Below are 22558 nucleotides of genomic sequence, written 5' to 3' on the forward strand. Positions count from 1 at the left end.
GGGCAGGGACGCCCCGTCGCGGCGGCCCGCGGAGTAATGCCGGAGTGCGGGCACACCGAGCCTAGGCGAGGTGCCGAGTGGTGGGGCAAGAGCGTTTTGCTTACTTTTGCGCTGTTCAAAAGTGAGCCGCTGTAAGAGCGGAACCCATAGCAGCCCTGACCGCAGCAACGGATATGCCCCCAATCTAAAACCTACTTCTTTTTCTTAGGAACCCGCACCAACCGCGTATCCGAATAAATGTCATGCCAGCCACGCTTGTGCTTATCAAACAGCGCCCAGATAAACCCCAGCCCAACGCACAACCACGAAGCAATCGACACCACAAACCGCAACAACGCCTGCCACAGGCTGATGCGCGACCCATCAGCATTCTGCACCCGCACGCCCCACACCTGCATGCCCAGGGTCTGCCCCGAATGGGTCCAGAACTTGGCAAAAAAACCAAACAACACAAAAAACAAAATCGTCGACAACAGCGGATCACCATCCAGCGCGCCGGACTCAGAAAGCGCCCGCAGCTTGGCCTCACCGACAAACCCCATCCACACCAGCTTGTAGATGAAGGCCGTGACAATCAGCAGGGCAGTACACAACAGGAAGTCATAGAACATCGCTGCCAGACGACGGCCCAGGCCTACGGCGGGAAACTCGCCTTGGGGGCTCAGCAGGTGTTTCGACATGGCATGGCTCTCTTGAGAAAAAAGCCATTTTACGGAGCTTTTACCCGTACGGCGCCCATAAAAAAGCCCCTGATGTCATATCAGAGGCTTTTTGTCGCAGAAGAGATCAGCCCTCTGCTTGTACCTCGTCGGCTTGCATGCCTTTTTGGCCCTGCACCGCGATGAAGGTCACTTTCTGGCCTTCTTTCAGGCTCTTGAAGCCGTTGCCCTGAATAGCGCGGAAGTGGACGAACAGATCCGGACCGCTTTCTGGAGTGATAAAACCAAACCCTTTCTCGTCGTTAAACCACTTGACGGTACCGCTCTGACGTTCAGCCATTTTCTTATTTCCTTGACGCAAAAAATTAATGACAGCCCCTTTCACATGAAAGAGTACTGGGCTGGGTTGCAGGAAAGTAAGAGACGTCGAACGGGTTGTAGCACAACTACTTCAGCTACTGCCCAGGTCCAGGTTCCAAGCGACCCATGCAAACACAGTGGTCAAACTCTACGCCAACTAAGGCGGAAAAAACAAGCCCCGGTAAAAGCCCAGCGTTTGCTCGGCTTTGTAACACTTCGGTCAACAATGGAGGGCTTGTTTATTCGATAGAGTTGGTCACTTGTTATAGGTGACTGAACATAACATTGACTATCGTCAATGCACTTTTATGTGGCGGTTGCGTTACAAATTAGTGCGCTTTAACGCAACCGCGTTACTTATAGGAACAGTCAATCAACCACGGTAGTAACGCTGTGGCACAAATGGCATTTTACTTACACGCAGTGGCACCTTTTTCCCACGTACCAACGCCCACACTTCGGTATCCAGTGCGATGAACGCGCTGTCCAGGTAACCCATGGCCAGCGGGCCGCCCAGGCTCGGGCCAAAACCGCCGCTGCAGACGCTGCCGATCACGGTGCCGTGTTCGTCGACGATTTCTGCGCCTTCACGCACCGGTGTGCGCTCCTGCGGCAACAGGCCCACGCGCTTGCGGCTCACACCGGTTTGCTGTTGGGTAAAGATCGCGTCGGCGCCCGGGAAGCCGCCGGCACGTGCGCCATCGGCCCGACGGGCCTTGGAGATCGCCCACAACAGGCTGGCTTCAATCGGTGTGGTCTCGGTGTTCATGTCATGGCCATAGAGGCACAGGCCAGCTTCCAGGCGCAGGGAGTCGCGGGCGCCCAGGCCGATGGCCTGTACTTCGGTTTCGGCCAGCAGGCTGCGGGCCAGGGCCTCGGCACTGGCGGCCGGCACCGAGATTTCGAAACCGTCTTCGCCGGTGTAGCCCGAGCGGCTGACGTAGCAGTCCACGCCCAGCAGGCGGGTCGGTGCGAATTGCATGAAGGTCATGTGCTTGACCTCCGGTGCCAGGCGCGCCAGTACGCTGACGGCGGCCGGACCCTGCAGGGCCAGCAGGGCGCGTTCCTCAAACAACGGCTCGATGGTGCACTGGTCACCGATGTGCTGGCGCAGGTGGGCCAGGTCCTGGTCCTTGCAGGCAGCGTTCACCACCAGGAACAATTCGTCATTACCCAGGTTGGCGACCATCAGGTCATCCAGGATCCCGCCTTGCTCATTGGTGAACATTGCATAGCGCTGCATGCCCACCGGCAGGTCGATGATGTCTACAGGCACCAGGCTTTCCAGGGCCTTGGCGGCACCGGCGCCGGTCAGGCGGATCTGGCCCATGTGGGACACATCGAACAACCCGGCCTGTTCACGGGTGTGCAGGTGTTCCTTCATCACGCCCAGCGGGTATTGCACCGGCATGTCGTAGCCGGCGAAGGGCACCATGCGTGCGCCCAACTCGATGTGCAGAGCGTGCAACGGGGTTTTCAACAGGGTTTCGGTGGACATATTCAGCTCCTGAAAAACGTGCGGACGCGCTTGTGGGCGTCAGCACTCGATAATGTTGACCGCCAAACCGCCACGGGCGGTTTCTTTGTATTTGCTTTTCATGTCGGCGCCGGTCTGGCGCATGGTGCGGATGACTTTGTCGAGGGACACGAAGTGTTGCCCGTCGCCGCGCAGGGCCATGCGCACCGCATTGATGGCCTTGACCGAGCCCATGGCGTTGCGCTCGATGCAGGGCACCTGCACCAGCCCGCCAATCGGGTCGCAGGTAAGACCCAGGTTATGTTCCATGCCGATTTCTGCGGCGTTTTCCACCTGGGAAACCGTGCCGCCCAGCACTTCACACAAAGCGCCGGCCGCCATGGAGCAGGCCACGCCGACTTCGCCCTGGCAGCCGACTTCGGCGCCGGAGATCGAGGCGTTTTCCTTGTACAGAATGCCGATGGCCGCGGCGGTGAGCAGGAAACGCACCACGCCGTCTTCGCTGGCACCCGGGATAAAGCGCATGTAGTAATGCAACACCGCCGGCACAATCCCGGCCGCACCGTTGGTGGGCGCCGTTACGACGCGCCCGCCATTGGCGTTTTCTTCGTTGACCGCCAGGGCGTACAGGTTGACCCAGTCCAGCACCGACAACGGGTCGCGCAGCGCCGATTCCGGGTTCTTGCACAGTTGGCGGTGCAGCGCGGCGGCGCGGCGCTTGACCTTCAGGCCGCCGGGCAATATCCCTTCATTGCGACAGCCTGCGTCCACACAATCCTGCATCACTTGCCAGATCTTCAGCAGGCCTGCGCGGGTTTCTGCTTCCGGGCGCCAGGCGCTTTCGTTGGTCAGCATCACCTGGCTGATGGACAGCCCATAAGTGGCGCAATGGCCAAGCAAGTCCTTGGCACTTTTGAAGGGAAAGGTCAGGGGCGTGGCGTCTTCGACAATCCGGTCGTGGCCGGCGGCGTCTTCATCCACCACAAATCCGCCGCCCACCGAGTAGTACTCGCGGCTGCGGATCTGCAAACCGGCGGCGTCGAACGCGCGGAAGATCATGCCGTTGGGATGATAGGGCAGGGGTTTGCGAATCATCGCCAGGTGTTCTTTCTCGTTGAACGCAATGCTGTGTTCACCGAGCAGGTTCAAGCGGGCGTTGCCGCGAATTTCCAGCAAACGGGCGGCGACGGTTTCAGTGTTCACGGTGTCCGGGTGTTCGCCTTCCAGGCCCAGTAACACGGCCTTGTCGCTGCCGTGGCCTTTGCCAGTGGCGCCCAGCGAACCATAGAGTTCCACCTTGATGCCATTGGTGGCGCTCAGCAGGTTGTCACGCTTTAGCCCCTCAACAAATCGGGCAGCAGCGCGCATCGGGCCGACGGTGTGAGAGCTGGAGGGGCCGATGCCAATCTTGAACAGGTCGAACACGCTAAGGGACATGGTTGTTCTCCGGTTTCTTATTATTTTGGAAGACTCGCTCGCTCAGTGTAGAAACCGGGCTTGTGTGGGAGCTGGCTTGCCTGCGATAGCATCACCCTGGTCTACCTGATAGACCGAGGTGCCCGCATCGCAGGCAAGCCAGCTCCCACAAAAGCCAGCTCCTACATTTGACCGAGTTCAGTCAGTCAGATCACGCGTAGCTTTCGATCGACGGGCACGCGCACACCAGGTTGCGGTCGCCAAACACGTTGTCGACCCGGCCAACCGGCGGCCAGTACTTGGCTTCGATCAGCGACGCAACCGGGTACACCGCTTGCTCGCGGCTATAGGGGTGGCTCCATTCGCCCACCAGTTCCGCCGCGGTGTGCGGTGCGTTCTTCAGCGGGTTGTCGTCCTTGTCCAGCGTGCCGTTTTCCACTGCGCGAATCTCTTCGCGGATGGCGATCATCGCGTCGCAGAAGCGGTCCAGTTCTTCCTTGGATTCGCTTTCGGTCGGCTCGATCATCAGGGTGCCGGCCACCGGGAACGACATGGTCGGGGCGTGGAAACCAAAGTCGATCAGGCGCTTGGCCACGTCATCCACGCTGATGCCGCTGCTGTCTTTCAACGGGCGCAGGTCGAGGATGCATTCGTGGGCCACCAGGCCATTGCTGCCGGTGTACAGCACGGGGTAGTGCTCTTCCAGGCGACGGGAAATGTAGTTGGCATTCAGGATCGCCAGCTGCGAAGCGCGCTTGAGGCCCGCGCCGCCCATCATGCTGATGTACATCCAGGTGATCGGCAGGATGCTTGCGCTGCCGAACGGTGCGGCGCAGACCGCGCCTTCCTTGCGTTCCATGGCGGCATGGCCGGGCAGGAACGGCGTGAGGTGGGATTTGACGCCAATCGGGCCGACGCCCGGGCCGCCACCGCCGTGCGGGATGCAGAAGGTCTTGTGCAGGTTCAGGTGGGACACGTCGCCGCCGAACTTGCCCGGGGCACAGAGGCCGACCATCGCGTTCATGTTGGCGCCGTCGATGTACACCTGGCCGCCGTTGTCGTGAATGATCCCGCAGATTTCGCGGATGCCTTCTTCGAACACGCCGTGGGTGGACGGGTAGGTGATCATCAGTGCCGCGAGGTGTTCGCGGTGCTCGATGGCTTTGGCGCGCAGGTCTTCGATGTCGACGTTACCGCGGGCATCGCACGCGGTGACTACAACACGCATGCCGGCCATGTTGGCGGTGGCTGGGTTGGTGCCGTGGGCCGACGACGGGATCAGGCAGATGTCGCGGCGTTCTTCGCCACGGCTCTGGTGATAGGCGCGGATGGCCAAGAGGCCCGCGTACTCGCCCTGGGAACCGGCGTTCGGTTGCAGGGAGATCGCGTCGTAACCGGTGGCCGCGCAGAGCATGGCTTCCAGTTCGGTGGTCAGTTGCTGGTAGCCGGCGCTTTGCGAGGCCGGGGCGAACGGGTGCAGGGCACCGAACTCGGCCCAGGTCACGGGGATCATTTCGCTGGCGGCGTTGAGCTTCATGGTGCACGAACCCAGCGGGATCATGGTGCGATCCAGGGCCAGGTCCTTGTCGGCCAGCTTGCGCAGGTAGCGCATCAGCTCGGTTTCGGAGTGATAACGGTTGAACACCGGGTGGCTGAGGATCGGCGACTGGCGCAGCAGCGCGGCGGGCAGGGTGCTTTCAGCGCTGGCAGCCAGTGCGGTGAAGTCCGGCAGGGCCTTGCCACCGGCGAACACGCTCCACAGGGTTTCGATGTCGGCTTGGGAGGTGGTTTCGTCTACCGACAGGCCAAGACGCTCGCCATCGACCACACGCAGGTTGATGCGCTGGGCGCGGGCCTTGTCGTGCAGGGCGGCGGTTTGTGCGCCGGTGTTGATGGTCAGGGTGTCGAAGAAGCTGGCTTGTTCAACCGCCAGGCCCAACGCGCTCAAGCCTTTGGCGAAGATCGCGGTCAGGTGATGAATGCGGTTGGCAATCTGGGTCAGGCCTTTGGGGCCGTGGTACACGGCATACATGCTGGCGATGTTGGCCAACAGCACTTGGGCGGTGCAGATGTTGCTGGTGGCTTTCTCGCGGCGGATATGTTGCTCGCGGGTCTGCATCGCCAGGCGCAGGGCCGGCTTGCCGAAACGGTCGACCGACACACCGACCAGACGGCCCGGCATGTCGCGCTTGAACGCATCCTTGGTGGAGAAGTACGCCGCGTGCGGGCCACCGAAGCCCAGCGGTACGCCGAAGCGTTGCGCGCTGCCGATGGCCACGTCGGCGCCGAACTCGCCCGGCGGGGTCAGCAGGGTCAGGGCCAGCAGGTCGGCGGCCACGGCCACCAGGGCGTTGGCTGCGTGGAAGCGTTCGGTCAGCTCAAAGTAGTCGAACACGTCACCGTTGCTGGCCGGGTATTGCAGCAGGGCGCCGAAGAAGGCGCTGACGTCGGTCAGTTCACGCTCGTCGCCCACTACCACGTCGATGCCCAGAGGCTCGGCACGGGTGCGCAGCACGTCGAGGGTTTGCGGGTGGCTGTGGACCGAGGCGAAGAACGCGTTGCTGCCTTTATTCTTGCTCAGGCGTTTGCAGAAGGTCATGGCTTCGGCAGCGGCGGTGGCTTCGTCCAGCAAGGATGCGTTGGCGATCGGCAGGCCGGTGAGGTCGCTGATCAGCGTCTGGAAGTTCAGCAGCGACTCCAGGCGGCCTTGGGAAATCTCCGGCTGGTAAGGCGTGTAGGCGGTGTACCAGGCCGGGTTTTCCAGGAGGTTGCGCAGGATTGGCGACGGCGTGTGGCAGTTGTAGTAGCCCTGGCCGATGTAGGTCTTGAACAGCTCGTTCCTGGCGGCAATCGCCTTGATCGAAGCCAGTGCATCGGCCTCGCTCAGGCCATCACTCAGGCCCAGCACGGCGGTGCCCTTGATGCTTTCCGGGATCACGCTGGCGCTCAGGGCTTCCAGGGAGTCAAAGCCCAGGGTGGCGAGCATCTGTTGCTCGTCTTCCTGGCGCGGGCCGATGTGGCGGGCGATGAATTCGTTGGCGGTGGTCAGATTAGTCATGGCGCGCTCCTCAGGCTTCAGCGTTGGCTTTGATCAGGCGGTCGTACGCATCCTGATCCAACAGCTTAGCTACTGCATCGGCATCAGCCGGTTTAAAGCGGAAGAACCAGCCTTCGCCCATCGGGTCTTCGTTGACCAGTTCGGGGCTGCCGTCCAGTTTGTCGTTCACTTCGAGGACTTCGCCGTCCAGGGGCATGTACACACCGCTGGCGGCCTTGACCGACTCAACGGTGGAAGCTTCTGCACCTTTGTCGTAGGACTGCAGCTCAGGCAGTTGCACGAAAACCACATCACCCAGCGCGTTCTGCGCGAAAGCGGTAATGCCCACGGTCACGCTGCCGTCGGCTTCGGCGCGCAGCCATTCGTGATCTTCAGTAAAGCGCAACTCGCTCATGGAAACTCCTCAGGGCCAGATTCGTCTGGTGGACGGGATTGGAATAATGGGGAGTTGCTTAGCAAAAACGCGGCCAACGTTTTTTTATCTTTATAAATCAATTGGTTATTGATTTTTTGGGGTGGTGTAGAAAATACAGCTGTAGCGATATCGCTACAGGTTGGAGGGCGAAAAAAAGCCTATGAGGATCAAAGCCTTGCATGGCGACGGTTGAAAGGGGGTGTATCGATATCGTTCCGCTGTAGCGCTTTCAGTACAGGTGCAGGTCGCTTTTGAGGTCGGACCTGGAATGCAATCAATGTGGGAGCCGGGCTTGCCCGCGATGCTGGCACCTCGGTGTGTCAGTCACACTGCGTTGATGCTATCGCAGGCAAGCCAGCTCCCACAAAAGCTGGCTCCCCACAGGGTTGACCGAGTTGCTTCAGGGTTTTGTGGGGATGCCGTATTTGCGCAGCCGGTGGGCGATGGCGGTGTGGGAAGTTTGCAGGCGGCTGGCCAGTTGGCGGGTGGACGGGTAGCTGACGTACAGCTTCTCCAGCAAGGTGCGTTCGAAGTCTTCCACGGCCTGTTCCAGGCTGTCGATTTCCCCATCGCTCTGGCGCGCCACCGAGGTGCCGGCGATGTCCAGGTCGCCGATGTCCACCAGGCTGCTCTCGCAAATGGCCGCGGCGCGGAAGATCACGTTCTGCAATTGCCGCACGTTGCCCGGCCAGCGGTTGCCCAGCAGGGCAGGGTAGGTACCGGGCGCCAGGCGGCAGACCGGGCGCTGGATCTGTGCGCAGGCCTGCTGCATGAAGTAGCGGGCCAGCAGCAGGATGTCCTGGCCGCGTTCGCGCAGGGGCGGCACTTCGACGTTGAGCACGTTGAGGCGGTAGAACAGGTCTTCGCGGAAGGTGCCTTCGCTGACCATCTTTTCCAGGTCGCGGTGGGTGGCGCTGAGGATCCGCACATTGACCTTCACCTCACGGTCGCCGCCCACCCGGCGGAAGCTGCCGTCGTTGAGAAACCGCAGCAGCTTGGCCTGCAAGTACGGCGACATCTCGCCGATCTCGTCGAGGAACACCGTGCCCTGGTTCGCCAGTTCCATCAGCCCCGGCTTGCCGCCGCGCTGCGCGCCGGTGAAGGCGCCGGGGGCGTAGCCGAACAGTTCGCTCTCGGCCAGGTTCTCCGGCAATGCCGCGCAATTCAGGGCCAGGAATGGCGCACTGTGGCGGGCGCTGATGGCGTGACAGGCGCGGGCAACCAGTTCCTTGCCGGTGCCGGTCTCGCCCTGGATCAACAACGGTGCATCCAGCGCCGCCACCCGTTGCGCCCGCGCCTTGAGGGTGCGAATCGCGGGGGACTCGCCCAGCAGCGCGTCGAACCCTTCGGCATGGTCGTGGTGCAGCGCCGACAGTTGCTCGCCGATACGGTTGGGTTGGTACAGGGTCAGCAGGGCGCCGGCGTCGGTGATCGGCGTGGCGTCCAGCAGCAGGGTTTGGCCGTTGACGCTGATTTCCCGCAGGGCCAGGCGAAAGCCGTGTTCCAGCAAGGTGGCCAGCAACGTTGGGTCATCGAACAGTTCGTTGATGCTTTCGCCTGCGGGCTCGCGGCCGTACAGCGCGATCAAGGCCGGGTTGGCCAGCAGGATCTTGCCGGCGCTGTCGAGGGCCAATACCGGGTCGGTCATGGCGGCCAACAGGGCGTCGAGTTGCAGGTGCTGGCGCTGGCCGGGGAGGATGTCGACCACGGTCACGGCTTGCACGCCGCGCACGCTGAACAGTGCGTCGCGCAGTTCTTCCAGCACCTCGGCGCTCAGCGTCGGGGCGTCGATGTAGACGTTGGGCGGCACCATTTCCACCGCATCCAGGTTGAGATTGCGCCCACCGAGCAAGGCCAGGACTTCCTGGGTGATGCCGACGCGGTCGATGAAGCTGACGTGGATACGCATGGGGCGGTTAGCGGTTCTGGCGGGCGAGAGGGGGCAAGTATGCCTGACAGGTGGTGGAGATCAAAAATGTGGGAGCTGGCAAGCCAGCTCCACAGGGGATCGCCGGTGTTAATGAAATCGGGTTATTCCAGGTGTTCAGGTTTGATCGGATCCCCCGGCTTCACATCCAGCTGATGCCGCACATCTTCAAACATCAGGTCGTACTGCTTGTGCATCTGCCCATTGAGCACGGCAATCTTCGGCATGCCGTATTTCTGCGCGATGTTCATCGCCTGCCGGGCGAAGTCGAACGACTGGTCCTTGGGCAGGAAAAACTCTTCCTTGAGGTCCTTGCCCTGCACCGAACCGTGCATCTTGAAGAGCATTCCCTTGCCTTCCTTTGGGTCCTGGCTGACTTCGTAGTCGATGCACAGGTTGTAGCTGTAGTCATCCTTGTTCAGCGCGTGACGTTCGATGTGCAAGTGACCAGGTTCAAAGGTAGCCATAGGCGTTTCTCCTCTACTTCACAGGTAGGTGATGCCAGGTTTTGCGGTACTGATGCGGGTGCCGGCGCTGCCCTGGACGATCGCTTCGATGTCCGAGAGTGAACCGATCACTGCGGTTTTGCCAGTCTGGCGGGCGAACTCGCATGCCGCCTGAACCTTGGGCCCCATGGAGCCGGCGGCGAAGCCGAGCTTTTCCATTTCGTCCGGGTGCGCCTGGCCGATGGCTTTCTGAGTGGGTTTGCCGAAGTCGATAAACGCGGCATTGACGTCGGTGGCGATCACCAGCAAATCGGCGTCCAGTTGCCCGGCCAGCAGGGAGGAACACAGGTCTTTGTCGATCACGGCTTCAATGCCCTTGAGCTTGCCGTCTTCGCCATACAGGGTCGGAATCCCGCCGCCGCCGGCGCAGATCACGATGCTGCCTTTTTCCAGCAGCCACTGGATCGGGCGGATTTCAAAGATTCGTTTCGGCCGTGGGCTGGCGACCACGCGGCGGTATTTGTCGCCATCGGGAGCAATTGCCCAGCCTTTTTCGGCGGCGAGTTTTTCTGCTTCGGCTTTGGAATAGACCGGGCCGATCGGCTTGGTCGGGTTCTGGAAGGCCGGGTCCTTGGCGTCGACTTCGACCTGGGTCAACAGCGTGGCGAACGGCACTTCGAAATCCAGCAGGTTGCCCAGTTCCTGTTCGATGATGTAGCCGATCATGCCTTCGGTTTCGGCGCCCAGCACATCCAGTGGATAGGGCGAGACCTGGGTGTAGGCCGCGGCTTGCAGCGACAACAGGCCCACTTGCGGGCCATTGCCGTGGGCAATCACCAGCTCGTTGCCTTTATGGATCTTGGCGATCTGTTCGGTGGCGATGCGGATATTGGCCCGTTGATTGTCTGCGGTCATGGGTTCACCACGACGCAGAAGGGCGTTGCCGCCCAGGGCTACGACGATACGCATAATGCAATCCTTCTAAAATTCGGCCTTGTGAACACAGGGCAAACTGTGGGAGCGGGCTTGGGTGGGAGCCGGGCTTGCCCGCGATGGCATCACCTCGGTACATCTGAAATACCGAGGCGTCTGCATCGCAGGCAAGCCAGCTCCCACAAAAGCACTCCCACATTGAGTCTGTTCCGACAGTGAGAGCGGTGTTGGTTTAGATATCCGCCAACGCCGACACCAGAATCGCCTTGATGGTGTGCATGCGGTTTTCCGCCTGTTCAAAGGCAATGTTGGCCGGCGACTCAAACACTTCTTCGGTCACTTCCACGCCATTGGCCAGGTTCGGATACCGCGCGGCGATGTCTTTGCCGACCTTGGTCTCGCTGTTGTGGAATGCCGGCAGGCAGTGCATGAACTTCACCCGTGGGTTGCCCGAGGCTTTCATCATCTTGGCGTTGACCTGGTACGGCAGCAGTTGCTCGATACGCTCGTCCCATGCTTCCACCGGCTCGCCCATGGACACCCAGATATCGGTGTGGATGAAGTCGACGCCTTTCACCGCTTCTTTCGGGTCTTCGGTGATGGTGATGCGCGCGCCGCTTTCTTCAGCGAACTCCTGGCACTGCTTGATGAAGTCAGCATGCGGCCACAGGGCTTTCGGCGCGCCGATGCGCACGTCCATGCCCAGCTTGGCGCCGATCATCAGCAGCGAGTTGCCCATGTTGTAGCGGGCATCGCCCAGGTAGGCGTAGCTGATGTCATGCAGCGGCTTGTCGCTGTGTTCGCGCATGGTCAGGGTGTCGGCGATCATTTGGGTGGGGTGGAATTCGGCGGTCAGGCCGTTGAACACCGGCACGCCGGCGAACTTGGCCAGCTCCTCGACGATTTCCTGTTCAAAGCCACGGTACTCGATGGCGTCGAACATCCGACCGAGGACGCGGGCGGTGTCTTTCATGCTTTCCTTGTGGCCGATCTGCGACGACACCGGGTCGATGTAGGTGACGTGGGCACCCTGGTCGTGGGCCGCGACTTCGAAGGCGCAACGGGTGCGGGTCGAGGTTTTTTCGAAGATCAGCGCGATGTTCTTGCCCTTCAGGTGCGGACGCTCGGTGCCGGTGTATTTGGCGCGCTTGAGGTCGCGGGACAGGTCCAGCAGGTAGTGCAGTTCGCGGGTGGTGTGGTGCATCAGCGACAGCAGGCTGCGGTTGCGCATATTAAAAGCCATGGTGGATCTCCTTAGGTTTCGGTTATCCCCTTGGCCACTGCTGGATAAGCAGCGGCCAAGGCCAAAATATTAATAGTCGATTGGGTCGCGAATGATCGGGCAGGTCATGCAGTGGCCGCCGCCACGGCCCCGGCCGAGTTCACCGGCGCTGATGGTGATGACTTCCACGCCGGCCTTGCGCAGCAGGGTGTTGGTGTAGGTGTTGCGGTCGTAGCCGATCACCACGCCAGGCTCCACGGCTACCACGTTGTTGCCGTCATCCCACTGCTCGCGTTCGGCGGCGAAGCTGTTGCCGCCGGTTTCCACCACGCGCAGGGCCTTGAGGTTCAGGGCGGCGGCAACGGTGTCGAGGAAGTTGGTTTTTTCGCGCTGGATGTCGATGCCGCCGGGCTTGGTCTCGTCCGGGCGCAGGGTGAAGGCGACGATCTGGTTCACCACTTCCGGGAAGATGGTGACGAGGTCGCGGTCGCAGAAGCTGAACACGGTGTCGAGGTGCATCGCCGCGCGAGACTTCGGCAGGCCGGCAACGATCACGCGCTCCACGGCTTTGTGCTTGAACAGGTTCAGCGCGAGCTGGCCGATGGCCTGGCGCGAGGAACGCTCGCCCATGCCGATCAACACCACGCCGTTACCGATCGGCATCACGTCGCCGCCTTCCAGGGTGGCGTTGCCATGTTCCTGGTCCGGGTCGCCGTACCACACCTGGAAGTCGGCGTTGGTGAACTCGGGGTGGAATTTGTAGATGGCGCTCGCCAGCAGGGTTTCCTGGCGTCGCGCCGGCCAGTACATCGGGTTCAGCGTCACGCCGCCATAGATCCAGCAGGTGGTGTCGCGGGTGAACTGGGTGTTGGGCAGCGGCGGCAGGATGAAGCTGGAGTGGCCGAGGAAGTCGCGGAACATCTCGATAGTCTTGCCACCGAAGCTGCTCGGCAGGTCATCGGCCGACACGCCACCGATCAGGAACTCGGCGACCTTGCGCGGCTCCAGGCTGCGCAGCCACGAGCTGACTTCATTGACCAAGCCCAGGCCGACCTGGTTGGCGGTGATCTTGCGTTCCAGGATCCAGTCCAGCGCTTCGGGGATGGCAACGATGTCGGTCAGCAGGTTGTGCATTTCCAGCACATCGATGTCGCGCTCGCGCATCTTGGTCACAAAGTCGAAGTGGTCGCGCTTGGCCTGGGCCACCCACAGCACGTCATCGAACAGCAGTTCATCGCAGTTGTTGGGGGTCAGCCGCTGGTGGGCCAAACCTGGGGAGCACACCATGACTTTGCGCAGTTTGCCGGCTTCGGAATGTACGCCGTACTTCACTTTTTCCGTGGTCATTACAGATCCTCCAGTGAACAATAATTACAGGGTCAGGAAACCGTCGTAGAGCCCATAGGCCGCCACCAGGGCGCCAATGACCACTGCGGCGAAAATCAGTTTCTCGACATTGGTGAAAATCGGTTTGCCCAGCTCGTGCTTGGCCTTGGCGAACAGGATTGCGCCGGGGGCGTAGAGCAGGGCGGACAGCAGCAGGTACTTGGTGCCGCCGGCATAGAGCAGCCAGACCGCGTAGATCAGCGCGACCGCACCGATAAACAGGTCGTTCTTGCGCTCGCGCAGGGCGTTTTCGTAGGTCTCACCGCGCACCGCCAACAGCAGTGCATAGGCCGCCGACCACAGGTAAGGCACCAGGATCATCGAGGTGGCGAGGTAGATCAGCGACAGGTAAGTGCTGGCCGAGAACAGCGTGATCACCAGGAAAACCTGGACCATGGCGTTGGTCAGCCACAGGGCGTTGACCGGCACGTGGTTGGCGTTTTCCTTACGCAGGAACTCCGGCATGGTGTGGTCCTTGGCGGCGGCGAACATGATCTCCGCACACAGCAGCACCCACGACAGCAACGCCCCCAGCAAAGAGATGATCAAGCCGACGCTGATCAGCACTGCGCCCCAATGCCCCACCACATGCTCCAGCACGGCGGCCATCGACGGGTTCTGCAATTTGGCCAGTTCCGGCTGGGTCATGATCCCCAGGGACAGCACGTTCACCAGCATCAGGAACAGCAGCACAGTGATAAAACCAATCACGGTGGCCTTGCCCACGTCCGAGCGTTTTTCGGCACGGGACGAGAAGATGCTCGCGCCTTCGATGCCGATGAACACCCAGACGGTGACCAGCATCATGTTGCGTACCTGGTTCATCACGCTGCCCAGGTCCGGGTTTTTCACGCCCCAGATGTCTGCGGTGAAGATGTCCAGCTTGAACGCGAAGAGGGCGATCAACACGAACAGCACCAGCGGCACCACCTTGGCGACGGTGGTCACCAGGTTGATGAACGCCGCTTCCTTGATCCCGCGCAGTACCAGGAAGTGCACGGCCCACAACAGCACCGAGGCGCCGATCACCGCCGCCGGGGTGTTGCCTTCGCCGAAGATCGGAAAGAAGTAACCAAGGGTGCTGAACAGCAGCACGAAGTAGCCGACGTTGCCCAGCCAGGCACTGATCCAGTAACCCCAGGCGGACGAGAAACCCATGTAGTCGCCAAACCCGGCCTTGGCGTAGGCATACACCCCGCCGTCGAGGTTGGGCTTGCGATTGGCCAGGGTTTGAAACACGAAAGCGAGGGTCAACATACCGACTGCGGTAATGACCCAGCCGATCAGGACGGCGCCGACGTCGGCACTTGCGGCCATGTTTTGCGGCAGTGAGAAGATCCCGCCACCAATCATTGAGCCCACGACAAGTGCAACCAGGGCACCTAATCGAAGTTTACCGGGAGATTCAGACATCGCATGACTCCAATGCAGGAGAAGAGAGACCACAGAATAAATCCGTGCGCTAATCAAACAGCTGACTCAGATCACTTCATTGGCACATTCCATTGTGAATTAATGACTTATGATGAAAGGTACGGGCGCTCAAGTGCCCCGCAGAGGCTCGTGGTAGAGCGTTTCTGCGTTTCAAACAACAGCTTTTCTCATTAGCATGGACCTTTGAAGCTAGTCCGTATTTCCAGATATGCAAACTTTTCCAGAGCAGTGTTATTTAAATTATAAATTTGCCTTAACGCTGTTTATTGTCATGCCTTTAAGTTATGAAGCTTGCGGCTTTATTAGCTATATCTAATAAACGCGGCGTCGGCTTAGTAAATTAGTTGAGTGCACAGTTGTTGGCTCGATTGTTGTTTTTGTTCAGGAGTGTCCATGTCCCAATCCTCGGAAAAACTGCGCCTCAACGCCTTGATCGCCCTGGTTGTGGGGTCGATGATCGGCGGCGGGATTTTCTCGTTGCCGCAGAACATGGCGGCGCGGGCTGAAGTAGGCGCGGTGTTGATCGGCTGGGGCATCACCGCCGTGGGCATGCTGACTCTCGCCTTCGTGTTCCAGACCCTGGCCAACCGCAAGCCTGAGCTCGATTCTGGCGTATACGCCTACGCCAAGGCCGGGTTTGGCGACTACATGGGTTTCTCGTCCGCCTGGGGTTACTGGATCAGCGCCTGGATGGGCAACGTCGGTTACTTCGTGTTGCTATTTAGTACCCTCGGCTACTTTTTCCCGGTGTTCGGCCAGGGCAATACGCCGGTGGCGATTGGTTGCGCGTCGGTGTTGCTGTGGGCCGTGCATTTTCTGGTGATGCGCGGGATCAAGGAGGCGGCGTTCATCAACCAGATCACCACTGTGGCCAAGATCGTGCCGCTGGTGATGTTTATCGTGATCGCCGCCGTGGCGTTCAAGGCCGACATCTTTACCCGGGATATCTGGGGCCTGAGCAACCCGAACTTCGGTGGCGTGGTGGACCAGGTGCGCAACATGATGCTGGTCACGGTGTTTGTGTTTATCGGCATCGAGGGCGCCAGCGTCTACTCGGCCCGGGCCGAGAAGCGCTCGGACGTGGGCCGGGCCACGGTGATCGGTTTCCTGGGCGTGCTGGCGCTGCTGGTGTTGGTCAACCTGTTGTCGCTGGGGATCATGAGCCAGCCGGAACTGGCCAACCTGCAAAACCCATCCCTGGCCGGCGTGCTGGAGCATATTGTCGGGCCCTGGGGCGCATTGCTGATCAGCATCGGGCTGGCGGTTTCGCTGCTGGGCGCGCTGCTGTCGTGGGCCTTGCTCTGCGCCGAAATCCTCTACGCCACCGCCCACGACAAGACCATGCCCGCGTTCCTGAAAAAGGAAAACGTCAACCAGGTGCCGGTCAATGCGCTGTGGCTGACCAATGTGATGATCCAGCTGTTCCTGGTGATCACGCTGTTTTCGGCAAGCACCTACACCACCCTGATCTACCTGGCGTCGTCGATGATTCTGGTGCCCTACCTGTGGTCGGCGGCTTATGCCGTGTTGTTGAGCGGACGCGGCGAAACCTACGAAGGCGCCCATGGCGAGCGCCTGAAGGACCTGCTGGTGGGCCTGGTTGCCCTGGCTTACGCGGTGTGGCTGCTTTACGCCGGAGGTTTGAAATACCTGCTGTTGTCGGCGCTGCTGTATGCGCCCGGGGTGATTCTGTTTGCCCTGGCCAAGCGCGAGCAGGGCCAGCCCTTGTTTACCCACCTGGAAAAAGGCATTTTCGCCTGCGTGATCGCCGGGGCGAGCCTGGCGGCGTATGGGTTGTACAGCGGGGTGTTGTCGTTGTGAGGATTCAGCTGGCGTATCAGGCGCCGTATGACTGGACGGCGATGCTGGGTTTTTTGTCAGCCCGGGCCATCAGCGGGTTGGAGACCGTGGACGACGGCGTGTACTCGCGCAGTATCAGTGTCGACGGTCAGCAGGGTTGGCTCAGTGTGTCGCCGGGTGCCGGGGATTGGCTTGAGGTAACGGTGGGTTTTCCCGACCTGGCTGCGTTGCCGGAGATTGAGCGGCGGTTGCGGGACATGTTTGACCTGTCGGCCGATCCAAAGGTGATCAACCGGCAACTGGCGACGGATCCCTTGATGGCGCGGTTGGTGGCGGCGCGTCCCGGCCTGCGGGTACCGGGAACCTGGGACGGGTTGGAGTTGGCGATTCGTGCGGTGTTGGGTCAGCAGATTACCGTGGTGGCAGCGATCAAGCTGGCGGGCAAGTTGGTGGCGCAGTACGGCACGCCGTTGGTCACGCCCCATGCCGGTGTGACCCATGTGTTTCCCGCCGCCGAGGTGTTGGCGGCGGCGGACCTGGCGAGCCTGGGCATGCCGAAAAGTCGCGGGCGTACCTTGTCGGTGGTGGCCCAGGCGTTGCTGGATGACCCGCAGGTGTTCCAGCCGAAGGCAAGTTTGAAGGAGGGCGTGGCGCGGCTGGTGGCATTGCCGGGGATCGGTGACTGGACGGCGCAGTACATCGCCATGCGCCAGATGCGTGAGCAGGATGCGTTTGCTTCGGGGGATATCGGGTTGATCAATGCGTTGGCGGCGCTGGAGGGCGGGCCGGTAAGCCCGCGCCAGTTGCTGGCGCGGGCTGAGGCCTGGCGGCCGCTCAGGGCATATGCGGCGCAGCATTTGTGGACATCATTGAGCCGGGCAGATTGACCGTGACTGTAAGGGCCTCATCGCGGGCAAGCCCGGCTCCCACAGGAGATCTGAGCCAGCCCAGACAACTCGGTCAACTGTGGGAGCCGGGCTTGCCCGCGATAGCGATTTTCAGGTCACCACTGAGGGCGATGTGAACCCAATTCAACTGCGGGCAAATCCCACTGCAATGGTGTGCCGCTGATGGTCACCGGGGGCAGTAATCGATGGGCCGGGCCCCAGGCGGTTTGCTCCACCACCAGGCCCTGATCACTCGGTTCTTCGCCCCGCAATGGCGGTTGTTCCTGAACTTGTCCGGCGTCCACCAGCAGTTTCGCCGTGCGCGCCAGCGACAGCAGCGCCGAACCGCCGCGCCCGGATTTCAAGCGTTCGCTCAAGGCCTGGATCGCACCGGCCGCCATCAAATACCCGGTGGCGTGGTCCAGGGCCTGCAACGGCAGCGGCACTGGTTTGTCGGCCTTTTTCCACTGCCGGCCCGCCTCGGCAATCCCGGTGCTCATCTGCACCAGGCTGTCGAAGCCCCGGCGATTGCGCCATGGGCCGCTCCAGCCATAGGCATTGAGGCTGGCGTCGATCAGGCCGGGCGCGAGGGCTTGCAGCGCAGCCTCGCCGTAGCCCAGTTGCTCCAGCGCATCGGCGCGGTAGCCGTGCAGCAGAATGTCGGTGTCCTTGAGCAGGCTTTCGAAGATTTGCCGGTCATCGGCGTTTTTCAGGTCCAGGCGGGCACAGCGTTTGCCCAGGGTCATTTCCGGCACCACGCCGGGTTCGTTCCAGTCCGGGGCGTCGATGCGCAGTACGTTGGCCCCAAGCCCGGCGAGAAAGCGGCTGGCGGTAGGGCCGGCCAATACGCGGGTCAGGTCCAGCACCTTGATGCCCGCCAAGGGCCGCGCCACCGAGCCCCGCCAGGGTTTGTCGCTGAGGGCAGCGAAGGTCTGGCGATGCACCAGCGGTTCCTGGTTGACCGCCAAACCTTGAGGATGAGCTTGCCAGTCTTGCCACGAACGCATCTGTGCCGCGCAGCCGTTCGCCTCGACAATCGCTTGTTCCAGCTCGGCAGCGTTCCATTGCGCAACCTTCGCGGCCATCGCCTCACGGTCAGCGGCCTGCCCGAGTACGCGTTCGGCGGCGGCGCGATGGTGCGGTGCGTTGGTGTGCAGGCGAATCCAGCCGTCGGCGCAGGCGTAGTCGCCGGCAATGGGGTCCCACAGCGGCGGTGTGGCCCAGCCATCGGGACGCAGGGACGAGGAAAACCAGAATGAGGCGAGGCGTCGATCGACGGTCACCGCGGGTAAGCGCCCGGTTTGCTGCAACAGCAACCGGGCAACCGCCTGGCCGGCTGCGCCGATGCTGGCGCTGGCCAGGTCGGTGACGGCGAAGGTCGAGGGCAGGGCGCCGGCCTCGGTGAAGGCCAGCGCGGTGACGGGTAAGTCGAGTGCTTCCTGGATGGGAGTGAGCAGATCAGTCATCAAAGGCCCTCCTTATGAGAAGGACCATCATAGAAGATCATCAGGGTTGAATGACAACCCCGGGTTCCAACGGCAACTCCACGCTGGCGATAAAGCCGCCGCCTGGATGATTGGCCAGGATCAGGCTGCCGCCATGGCGCTCTGCCGCGCGGCGGGCGATGGCCAGGCCCAGGCCGTGGCCTTGGGCGGTTTGCCCCGGGGCGCGGTAAAACGGCTCGCCCAGTTGGCTGAGGTGCTCGGCGTCGACGCCGGGGCCGTGGTCGCGCACGCTGATCACAATGCGTTCGCCCTGGCGTTTGGCGTCCATTTCAATCGGCTGGCCGGGCGGGTTGAAGCGCTGGGCATTGCGCAGCAGGTTGTCCACCGCGCGTTCGATCATGGTCGGCCAGCCCTTGAGGTGCAGACCGGCTTCGGCATCGAGCTGCACGGGTTGGTCCGGCGCGCTGAGCAGGGCGTCTTTTTGCAGGGTCCTGAGCAACGGATTGAGGTCGATGTCTTCGGCGCTGGCGTTGTCGGCGTCCACCCGGGCGAGTACCAGGATTTCGCTGATCAGTGCTTCCAGGCGGTCGCATTCACGGGTCAGGCGTGGCCAGAGTTTCTCCCGTGCCTCGGGCGTGGCCCGTTCCGCCAGGGCCAGGGCGATCCGCAGGCGGGCCAGGGGCGAGCGCAGTTCGTGGGACACGTCCCGCAGCAATTGGCGCTGGCTGCCGATCAGGCTTTGCAGGCGGGCGCCCATGCGGTTGAAGTCGGTGGCGAGCACGCCGAATTCGTCGCGACGGTTGGCCAGTCGCGCCAGGCTGTTTTGCTGGTAGGTGGTTTGGCCCAGGTCGTGCACCGCGCCGCGCAGGCGGCTGAGGGGACGGGTGATAGACAGCGTCACCAGCAGGCTGAACAGGGTCAGCACCACCAGCGCAATCGCCAGGGCACTCAGCGGCCAGAGCAGGCTGCTGCGGTGCCAGGCGTCCAGTTCCGGGTGAGGGATGCGGTAGATCAGCAGGTAGGTGTCGCCGGTTTTTTCGCTGGTGTATTCGGCGGTCAGGCGGCGCCAGGGCAGGTGGCGGTCCTGGCTGTCGTTTTGCCGGGCCTCGAGGGCGGCGGCCCGGCGCGGGAAGGTGCCGCGCACCACGGGCTCGCCGCTTTCGTTAAGCACTTGCACGTCGATGTGATACTGGCGCTTGCGCTGTTGCAACAAGTCCTGGGCGGCGTCCTCGCCCTGAGCCTCATAGAGCTGCGTCCATTCCTGCGCGAGGTTATTGAGCCCGGGGTGGCGGCTGAGAATCCAGGCGTCCTGGTTGAGCATATGCCCAAGCAGGATCGACAACCCGGCAACCAGGGCGATGGCCAGCCAGAAGCTGGCAAGGACGCGCCAGAACAATGAACGCACAAGAAATCCTCAAACAGGAAAAGCCCAGCGGCGGTGGCCACTGGGCTGGGAGTGAAGCTAGATCATTATTGCGCTTTTTGCGGCTGCTGGGCTTTCCAGGCCTGGAATTCCTTCCACTCGGCGCGGCGCTCGGCTTGTTTCTTCACGATTTCGTCGAATTTCTTCTGTTGATCGGGTTTCAGCACGGCACGGATGTCGGCCTGGGTTTTCTGTTTGCCGGCGGCCATTTCGTCTTGCATGGCTTTCTGGTCAGCAGCCGGGAGTTTATCCAGGTACTTTTTGACCAGCTCTTTGCGAGCGTGCCATTGCTGGCCCATCAATTTGCCGATCTGCTGGCGCTGTTCATGGGTCAGATCAAGCTGGCTGAAAGGGCCACCTTTGCCCCGCATGCCGTGTTCGCCGCCGTGGCCTGGGCCACCCATCATGTGGCCTTCAGGGCCGCCCATCGGGCCTGGGCCTTCTGGGGCCGCGGCCATGGCAACGGTTGGCAGGGCAGCAGCGAACATCAGAGCGATAAGGGTCTTGCGCATGGTGATTCTCCTGTCTCTATTCCGGTGAGTCCGGATGTGAGTAGATTACGGAGATCAAGGTCAGCGGCAGTCAGGGTAGGGTAAAGCTTGGGTAAAGAGGATTTTGGGCGGGGCTGACAAAACTATCCCGGCAGGGGAGATCATGTGTGGGAGCTGTCGAGCCTTGGCGAGGCTGCGATGCAGGCACCGCGGTCTCTCCGTTGCACCGAGGTGATGCCATCGCAGCCTCGCCAAGGCTCGACAGCTCCCACAGGGGACTTAGAGGCTGTAGTAATAGCCGCGGCTACGCAGCGCCACGATTCGTGGCCGGCCATCGGGGTGCGGGCCGATCTTCTTGCGCAGGTTGCTGACGTGCATGTCCAGGCTGCGGTCATACAGGGTCAGCTTGCGGCCCAGGGCGATTTGCGCCAGTTCCTGCTTGTCCAGCGGTTCGCCCGGCTGGCGCAGCAAGGCTTCCAGCAGGCGGCTCTCGGACACGGTCAGGGCAAATTCCTGCTCATCGATAGTGACCACGCCACGCACCGGGCTAAAGCACAGGTCGCCCAGCTCCAGTTGGGTAGACACGGCGGCCGGGTGACTGCGGCGCAGCACGGCGCGCAAGCGGGCAGTCAGTTCGCGAGGGTCACAGGGTTTGGCCAGGTAGTCGTCGGCGCCCAGTTCCAGGCCGAGGATCCGGTCCAGGGGTTCACCCCGGGCCGAGAGCATCAGCACCGGCAGCTCCGGGTGGTCGCTGCGCAATTGCTTGAGCAGCTCCAGGCCGCTGCCATCGGGCAGCATCACGTCGAGCACCACCGCCGCCGGGGCGGCTTCGGCCAAAGCCTTGCGTGCGCTCAAGCCGTCATGGCAGGCGCGCACCTGGAAACCTTCCTGGCTCAGCCAACTGGTCAGCAGCTCACAGAGCTCCTGGTCATCATCTATCAGTAACAGCTCGCTCATGACTCACTCAATTTAGCCATTGTCGACGGCGCCGGTGCCCGCCACTGGCGAAGATCCCGCACAGCAGGGCGATCAGCGCGACTGCCCCGCCGGTCACAAACCATTGCTGTTGTTCGGTAAGCCAGCGTGGCAAGGCACTGCCCTGTGCTTCTTTGAGTTGCTGGGCCAGGCGTTGGTTCTCCTGGCGCAGTTTACTCAGTTGGGTACTTTCCCGGGTGGCGTCAGCACTTTGCAATTGCTTGCTCAGTTCTTCCCGCTGCCGTTCGCTTTCTTTCAAACGTTGCTGCAAATCGGTGATCTGGCTGCCGGCACTCAAGGACAGGGGCGTGGAACTGCCGGTGTTCGAGGTTTCTTCAGCGTGGGCCGTAGCCCCGATCATTAACACTGCCAACAGACACAACTGACGTAAGCGCATCGGAACTCCTGATTCCACACGAATATTCAGAACGTTGTCGGCAGGTTACCGGGAATAATGAGCGTTTAGGAGTGCGCTGAAGCCAATTGGTTCAGCGCGCAACGAATCAAGGCAGGACTTGCTTGAACGGCTTGACCAGCACTTGGGCGTACACGCCGGCCGCCACATACGGATCAGCGTCGGCCCAGGCTTGTGCCGCCGCGAGGGATGCGAACTCGACGACCACCAGGCTACCGGTGAAACCGGCGTCTCCCGGGTCATTGCTGTCGACCGCAGGATGCGGGCCGGCCAATACGAGGCGGCCTTCGGCTTGCAGCTGTTTCAGGCGCTCGAGGTGGGCCGGGCGCACCGACAGGCGTTTTTCCAGGGAATTGGCGACGTCGGTAGAAATGATGGCGTAGAGCATG

At 61.7% G+C, this 22558-nt stretch carries 20 protein-coding genes; 2 read left to right on the forward strand and 18 right to left on the reverse strand.

All coding sequences use genetic code 11. The annotated features are described in order from the left end of the window. Positions 1-191: 191 nt before the first annotated feature. The 12 genes from V3W39_RS32565 to arcD (V3W39_RS32620) all read right to left on the reverse strand — a co-directional run bounded on the left by V3W39_RS32565 (position 192) and on the right by arcD (V3W39_RS32620) (position 14712). The gene (locus tag V3W39_RS32565; RefSeq protein WP_177042779.1) at positions 192-680 is read right to left on the reverse strand and encodes an RDD family protein; all 489 of its coding nucleotides are present in this window, start codon (positions 678-680) and stop codon (positions 192-194) included. A gap of 106 nt (positions 681-786) precedes the next feature. Further along, on the reverse strand, positions 787-999 hold the full coding sequence (locus tag V3W39_RS32570; RefSeq protein WP_003316897.1) for a cold-shock protein: 213 nt from the start codon (positions 997-999) through the stop codon (positions 787-789). A gap of 393 nt (positions 1000-1392) precedes the next feature. Further along, a complete protein-coding gene (gene gcvT, locus V3W39_RS32575) occupies positions 1393-2517 on the reverse strand; it encodes a glycine cleavage system aminomethyltransferase GcvT (protein ID WP_177079788.1) in 1125 nt (374 codons plus the stop codon). Between the two features lie 39 nt (positions 2518-2556). Continuing rightward, on the reverse strand, positions 2557-3933 hold the full coding sequence (locus tag V3W39_RS32580; RefSeq protein WP_177115524.1) for an L-serine ammonia-lyase: 1377 nt from the start codon (positions 3931-3933) through the stop codon (positions 2557-2559). Positions 3934-4123: 190 nt separating this feature from the next. Then, on the reverse strand, positions 4124-6970 hold the full coding sequence (gcvP, locus tag V3W39_RS32585) for an aminomethyl-transferring glycine dehydrogenase (protein ID WP_330214098.1): 2847 nt from the start codon (positions 6968-6970) through the stop codon (positions 4124-4126). Between the two features lie 10 nt (positions 6971-6980). Further along, positions 6981-7364 (reverse strand): glycine cleavage system protein GcvH, encoded by a 384-nt coding sequence (gcvH, locus tag V3W39_RS32590; RefSeq protein ID WP_003220049.1) that lies wholly within the window; start codon positions 7362-7364, stop codon positions 6981-6983. A gap of 421 nt (positions 7365-7785) precedes the next feature. Further along, positions 7786-9294: a sigma-54-dependent transcriptional regulator gene (locus V3W39_RS32595; RefSeq protein ID WP_177042774.1), complete on the reverse strand. Its 1509-nt coding sequence runs from the start codon at positions 9292-9294 to the stop codon at positions 7786-7788. Between the two features lie 122 nt (positions 9295-9416). Beyond that, positions 9417-9779, reverse strand: a complete 363-nt coding sequence (locus V3W39_RS32600; protein ID WP_010169903.1) for a DUF5064 family protein — start codon at positions 9777-9779, stop codon at positions 9417-9419. An 18-nt stretch (positions 9780-9797) separates the two neighbouring features. Then, positions 9798-10727 (reverse strand): carbamate kinase, encoded by a 930-nt coding sequence (gene arcC / locus V3W39_RS32605; protein ID WP_177042772.1) that lies wholly within the window; start codon positions 10725-10727, stop codon positions 9798-9800. 196 nt (positions 10728-10923) lie between these two features. Continuing rightward, entirely contained in the window at positions 10924-11934 is a 1011-nt protein-coding gene (locus tag V3W39_RS32610; protein WP_010169901.1) for an ornithine carbamoyltransferase, read from the reverse strand. Positions 11935-12003: 69 nt separating this feature from the next. Beyond that, positions 12004-13260, reverse strand: a complete 1257-nt coding sequence (arcA, locus tag V3W39_RS32615; protein WP_177042771.1) for an arginine deiminase — start codon at positions 13258-13260, stop codon at positions 12004-12006. 24 nt (positions 13261-13284) lie between these two features. Beyond that, a complete protein-coding gene (gene arcD, locus V3W39_RS32620; protein WP_330214099.1) occupies positions 13285-14712 on the reverse strand; it encodes an arginine-ornithine antiporter in 1428 nt (475 codons plus the stop codon). A gap of 414 nt (positions 14713-15126) precedes the next feature. Here arcD (V3W39_RS32620) and arcD (V3W39_RS32625) point away from each other — a divergent pair, with 414 nt between their 5' ends. Both arcD (V3W39_RS32625) and V3W39_RS32630 read left to right on the forward strand, forming a co-directional pair. Beyond that, positions 15127-16554 carry an arginine-ornithine antiporter gene (gene arcD, locus V3W39_RS32625; protein WP_177134282.1) on the forward strand — a complete coding sequence of 476 codons (1428 nt, stop codon included), beginning with the start codon at positions 15127-15129 and terminating at the stop codon, positions 16552-16554. 2 nt (positions 16555-16556) lie between these two features. Beyond that, complete coding sequence (locus V3W39_RS32630; RefSeq protein ID WP_330214102.1) at positions 16557-17420, forward strand: DNA-3-methyladenine glycosylase family protein; 864 nt, start codon at positions 16557-16559, stop codon at positions 17418-17420. Between the two features lie 116 nt (positions 17421-17536). Here V3W39_RS32630 and V3W39_RS32635 read toward each other — a convergent pair whose 3' ends face one another. The 6 genes from V3W39_RS32635 to V3W39_RS32660 all read right to left on the reverse strand — a co-directional run bounded on the left by V3W39_RS32635 (position 17537) and on the right by V3W39_RS32660 (position 22557). Continuing rightward, positions 17537-18886: a CoA transferase gene (locus V3W39_RS32635; RefSeq protein ID WP_177115527.1), complete on the reverse strand. Its 1350-nt coding sequence runs from the start codon at positions 18884-18886 to the stop codon at positions 17537-17539. A 40-nt stretch (positions 18887-18926) separates the two neighbouring features. Beyond that, a complete protein-coding gene (locus V3W39_RS32640; RefSeq protein WP_177042767.1) occupies positions 18927-20270 on the reverse strand; it encodes a sensor histidine kinase in 1344 nt (447 codons plus the stop codon). A 65-nt stretch (positions 20271-20335) separates the two neighbouring features. Beyond that, positions 20336-20800, reverse strand: a complete 465-nt coding sequence (locus V3W39_RS32645) for a hypothetical protein (protein ID WP_010169894.1) — start codon at positions 20798-20800, stop codon at positions 20336-20338. 258 nt (positions 20801-21058) lie between these two features. Then, positions 21059-21736: a response regulator transcription factor gene (locus V3W39_RS32650; protein WP_003220065.1), complete on the reverse strand. Its 678-nt coding sequence runs from the start codon at positions 21734-21736 to the stop codon at positions 21059-21061. A gap of 7 nt (positions 21737-21743) precedes the next feature. Further along, the gene (locus V3W39_RS32655) at positions 21744-22151 is read right to left on the reverse strand and encodes a translation initiation factor 2 (RefSeq protein ID WP_010169893.1); all 408 of its coding nucleotides are present in this window, start codon (positions 22149-22151) and stop codon (positions 21744-21746) included. 106 nt (positions 22152-22257) lie between these two features. Continuing rightward, positions 22258-22557, reverse strand: a complete 300-nt coding sequence (locus V3W39_RS32660; protein ID WP_010169892.1) for a YciI family protein — start codon at positions 22555-22557, stop codon at positions 22258-22260. Between the last annotated feature and the right edge of the window lies 1 nt (position 22558).

Source organism: Pseudomonas sp. Z18(2022) (assembly GCF_036346535.1).
GTDB lineage: Bacteria > Pseudomonadota > Gammaproteobacteria > Pseudomonadales > Pseudomonadaceae > Aquipseudomonas > Aquipseudomonas yamanorum_A.

Coding starts and splice junctions, on each gene's coding strand:
- V3W39_RS32565 (WP_177042779.1), bottom strand. CDS start 680: ATGTCGAAACACCTGCTGAGCCCCCAAGGCGAGTTTCCCGCCGTAGGC.
- V3W39_RS32570 (WP_003316897.1), bottom strand. CDS start 999: ATGGCTGAACGTCAGAGCGGTACCGTCAAGTGGTTTAACGACGAGAAA.
- gcvT (WP_177079788.1), bottom strand. CDS start 2,517: ATGTCCACCGAAACCCTGTTGAAAACCCCGTTGCACGCTCTGCACATC.
- V3W39_RS32580 (WP_177115524.1), bottom strand. CDS start 3,933: ATGTCCCTTAGCGTGTTCGACCTGTTCAAGATTGGCATCGGCCCCTCC.
- gcvP (WP_330214098.1), bottom strand. CDS start 6,970: ATGACTAATCTGACCACCGCCAACGAATTCATCGCCCGCCACATCGGC.
- gcvH (WP_003220049.1), bottom strand. CDS start 7,364: ATGAGCGAGTTGCGCTTTACTGAAGATCACGAATGGCTGCGCGCCGAA.
- V3W39_RS32595 (WP_177042774.1), bottom strand. CDS start 9,294: ATGCGTATCCACGTCAGCTTCATCGACCGCGTCGGCATCACCCAGGAA.
- V3W39_RS32600 (WP_010169903.1), bottom strand. CDS start 9,779: ATGGCTACCTTTGAACCTGGTCACTTGCACATCGAACGTCACGCGCTG.
- arcC (WP_177042772.1), bottom strand. CDS start 10,727: ATGCGTATCGTCGTAGCCCTGGGCGGCAACGCCCTTCTGCGTCGTGGT.
- V3W39_RS32610 (WP_010169901.1), bottom strand. CDS start 11,934: ATGGCTTTTAATATGCGCAACCGCAGCCTGCTGTCGCTGATGCACCAC.
- arcA (WP_177042771.1), bottom strand. CDS start 13,260: ATGACCACGGAAAAAGTGAAGTACGGCGTACATTCCGAAGCCGGCAAA.
- arcD (WP_330214099.1), bottom strand. CDS start 14,712: ATGTCTGAATCTCCCGGTAAACTTCGATTAGGTGCCCTGGTTGCACTT.
- arcD (WP_177134282.1), top strand. CDS start 15,127: ATGTCCCAATCCTCGGAAAAACTGCGCCTCAACGCCTTGATCGCCCTG.
- V3W39_RS32635 (WP_177115527.1), bottom strand. CDS start 18,886: ATGACTGATCTGCTCACTCCCATCCAGGAAGCACTCGACTTACCCGTC.
- V3W39_RS32645 (WP_010169894.1), bottom strand. CDS start 20,800: ATGCGCAAGACCCTTATCGCTCTGATGTTCGCTGCTGCCCTGCCAACC.
- V3W39_RS32650 (WP_003220065.1), bottom strand. CDS start 21,736: ATGAGCGAGCTGTTACTGATAGATGATGACCAGGAGCTCTGTGAGCTG.
- V3W39_RS32655 (WP_010169893.1), bottom strand. CDS start 22,151: ATGCGCTTACGTCAGTTGTGTCTGTTGGCAGTGTTAATGATCGGGGCT.
- V3W39_RS32660 (WP_010169892.1), bottom strand. CDS start 22,557: ATGCTCTACGCCATCATTTCTACCGACGTCGCCAATTCCCTGGAAAAA.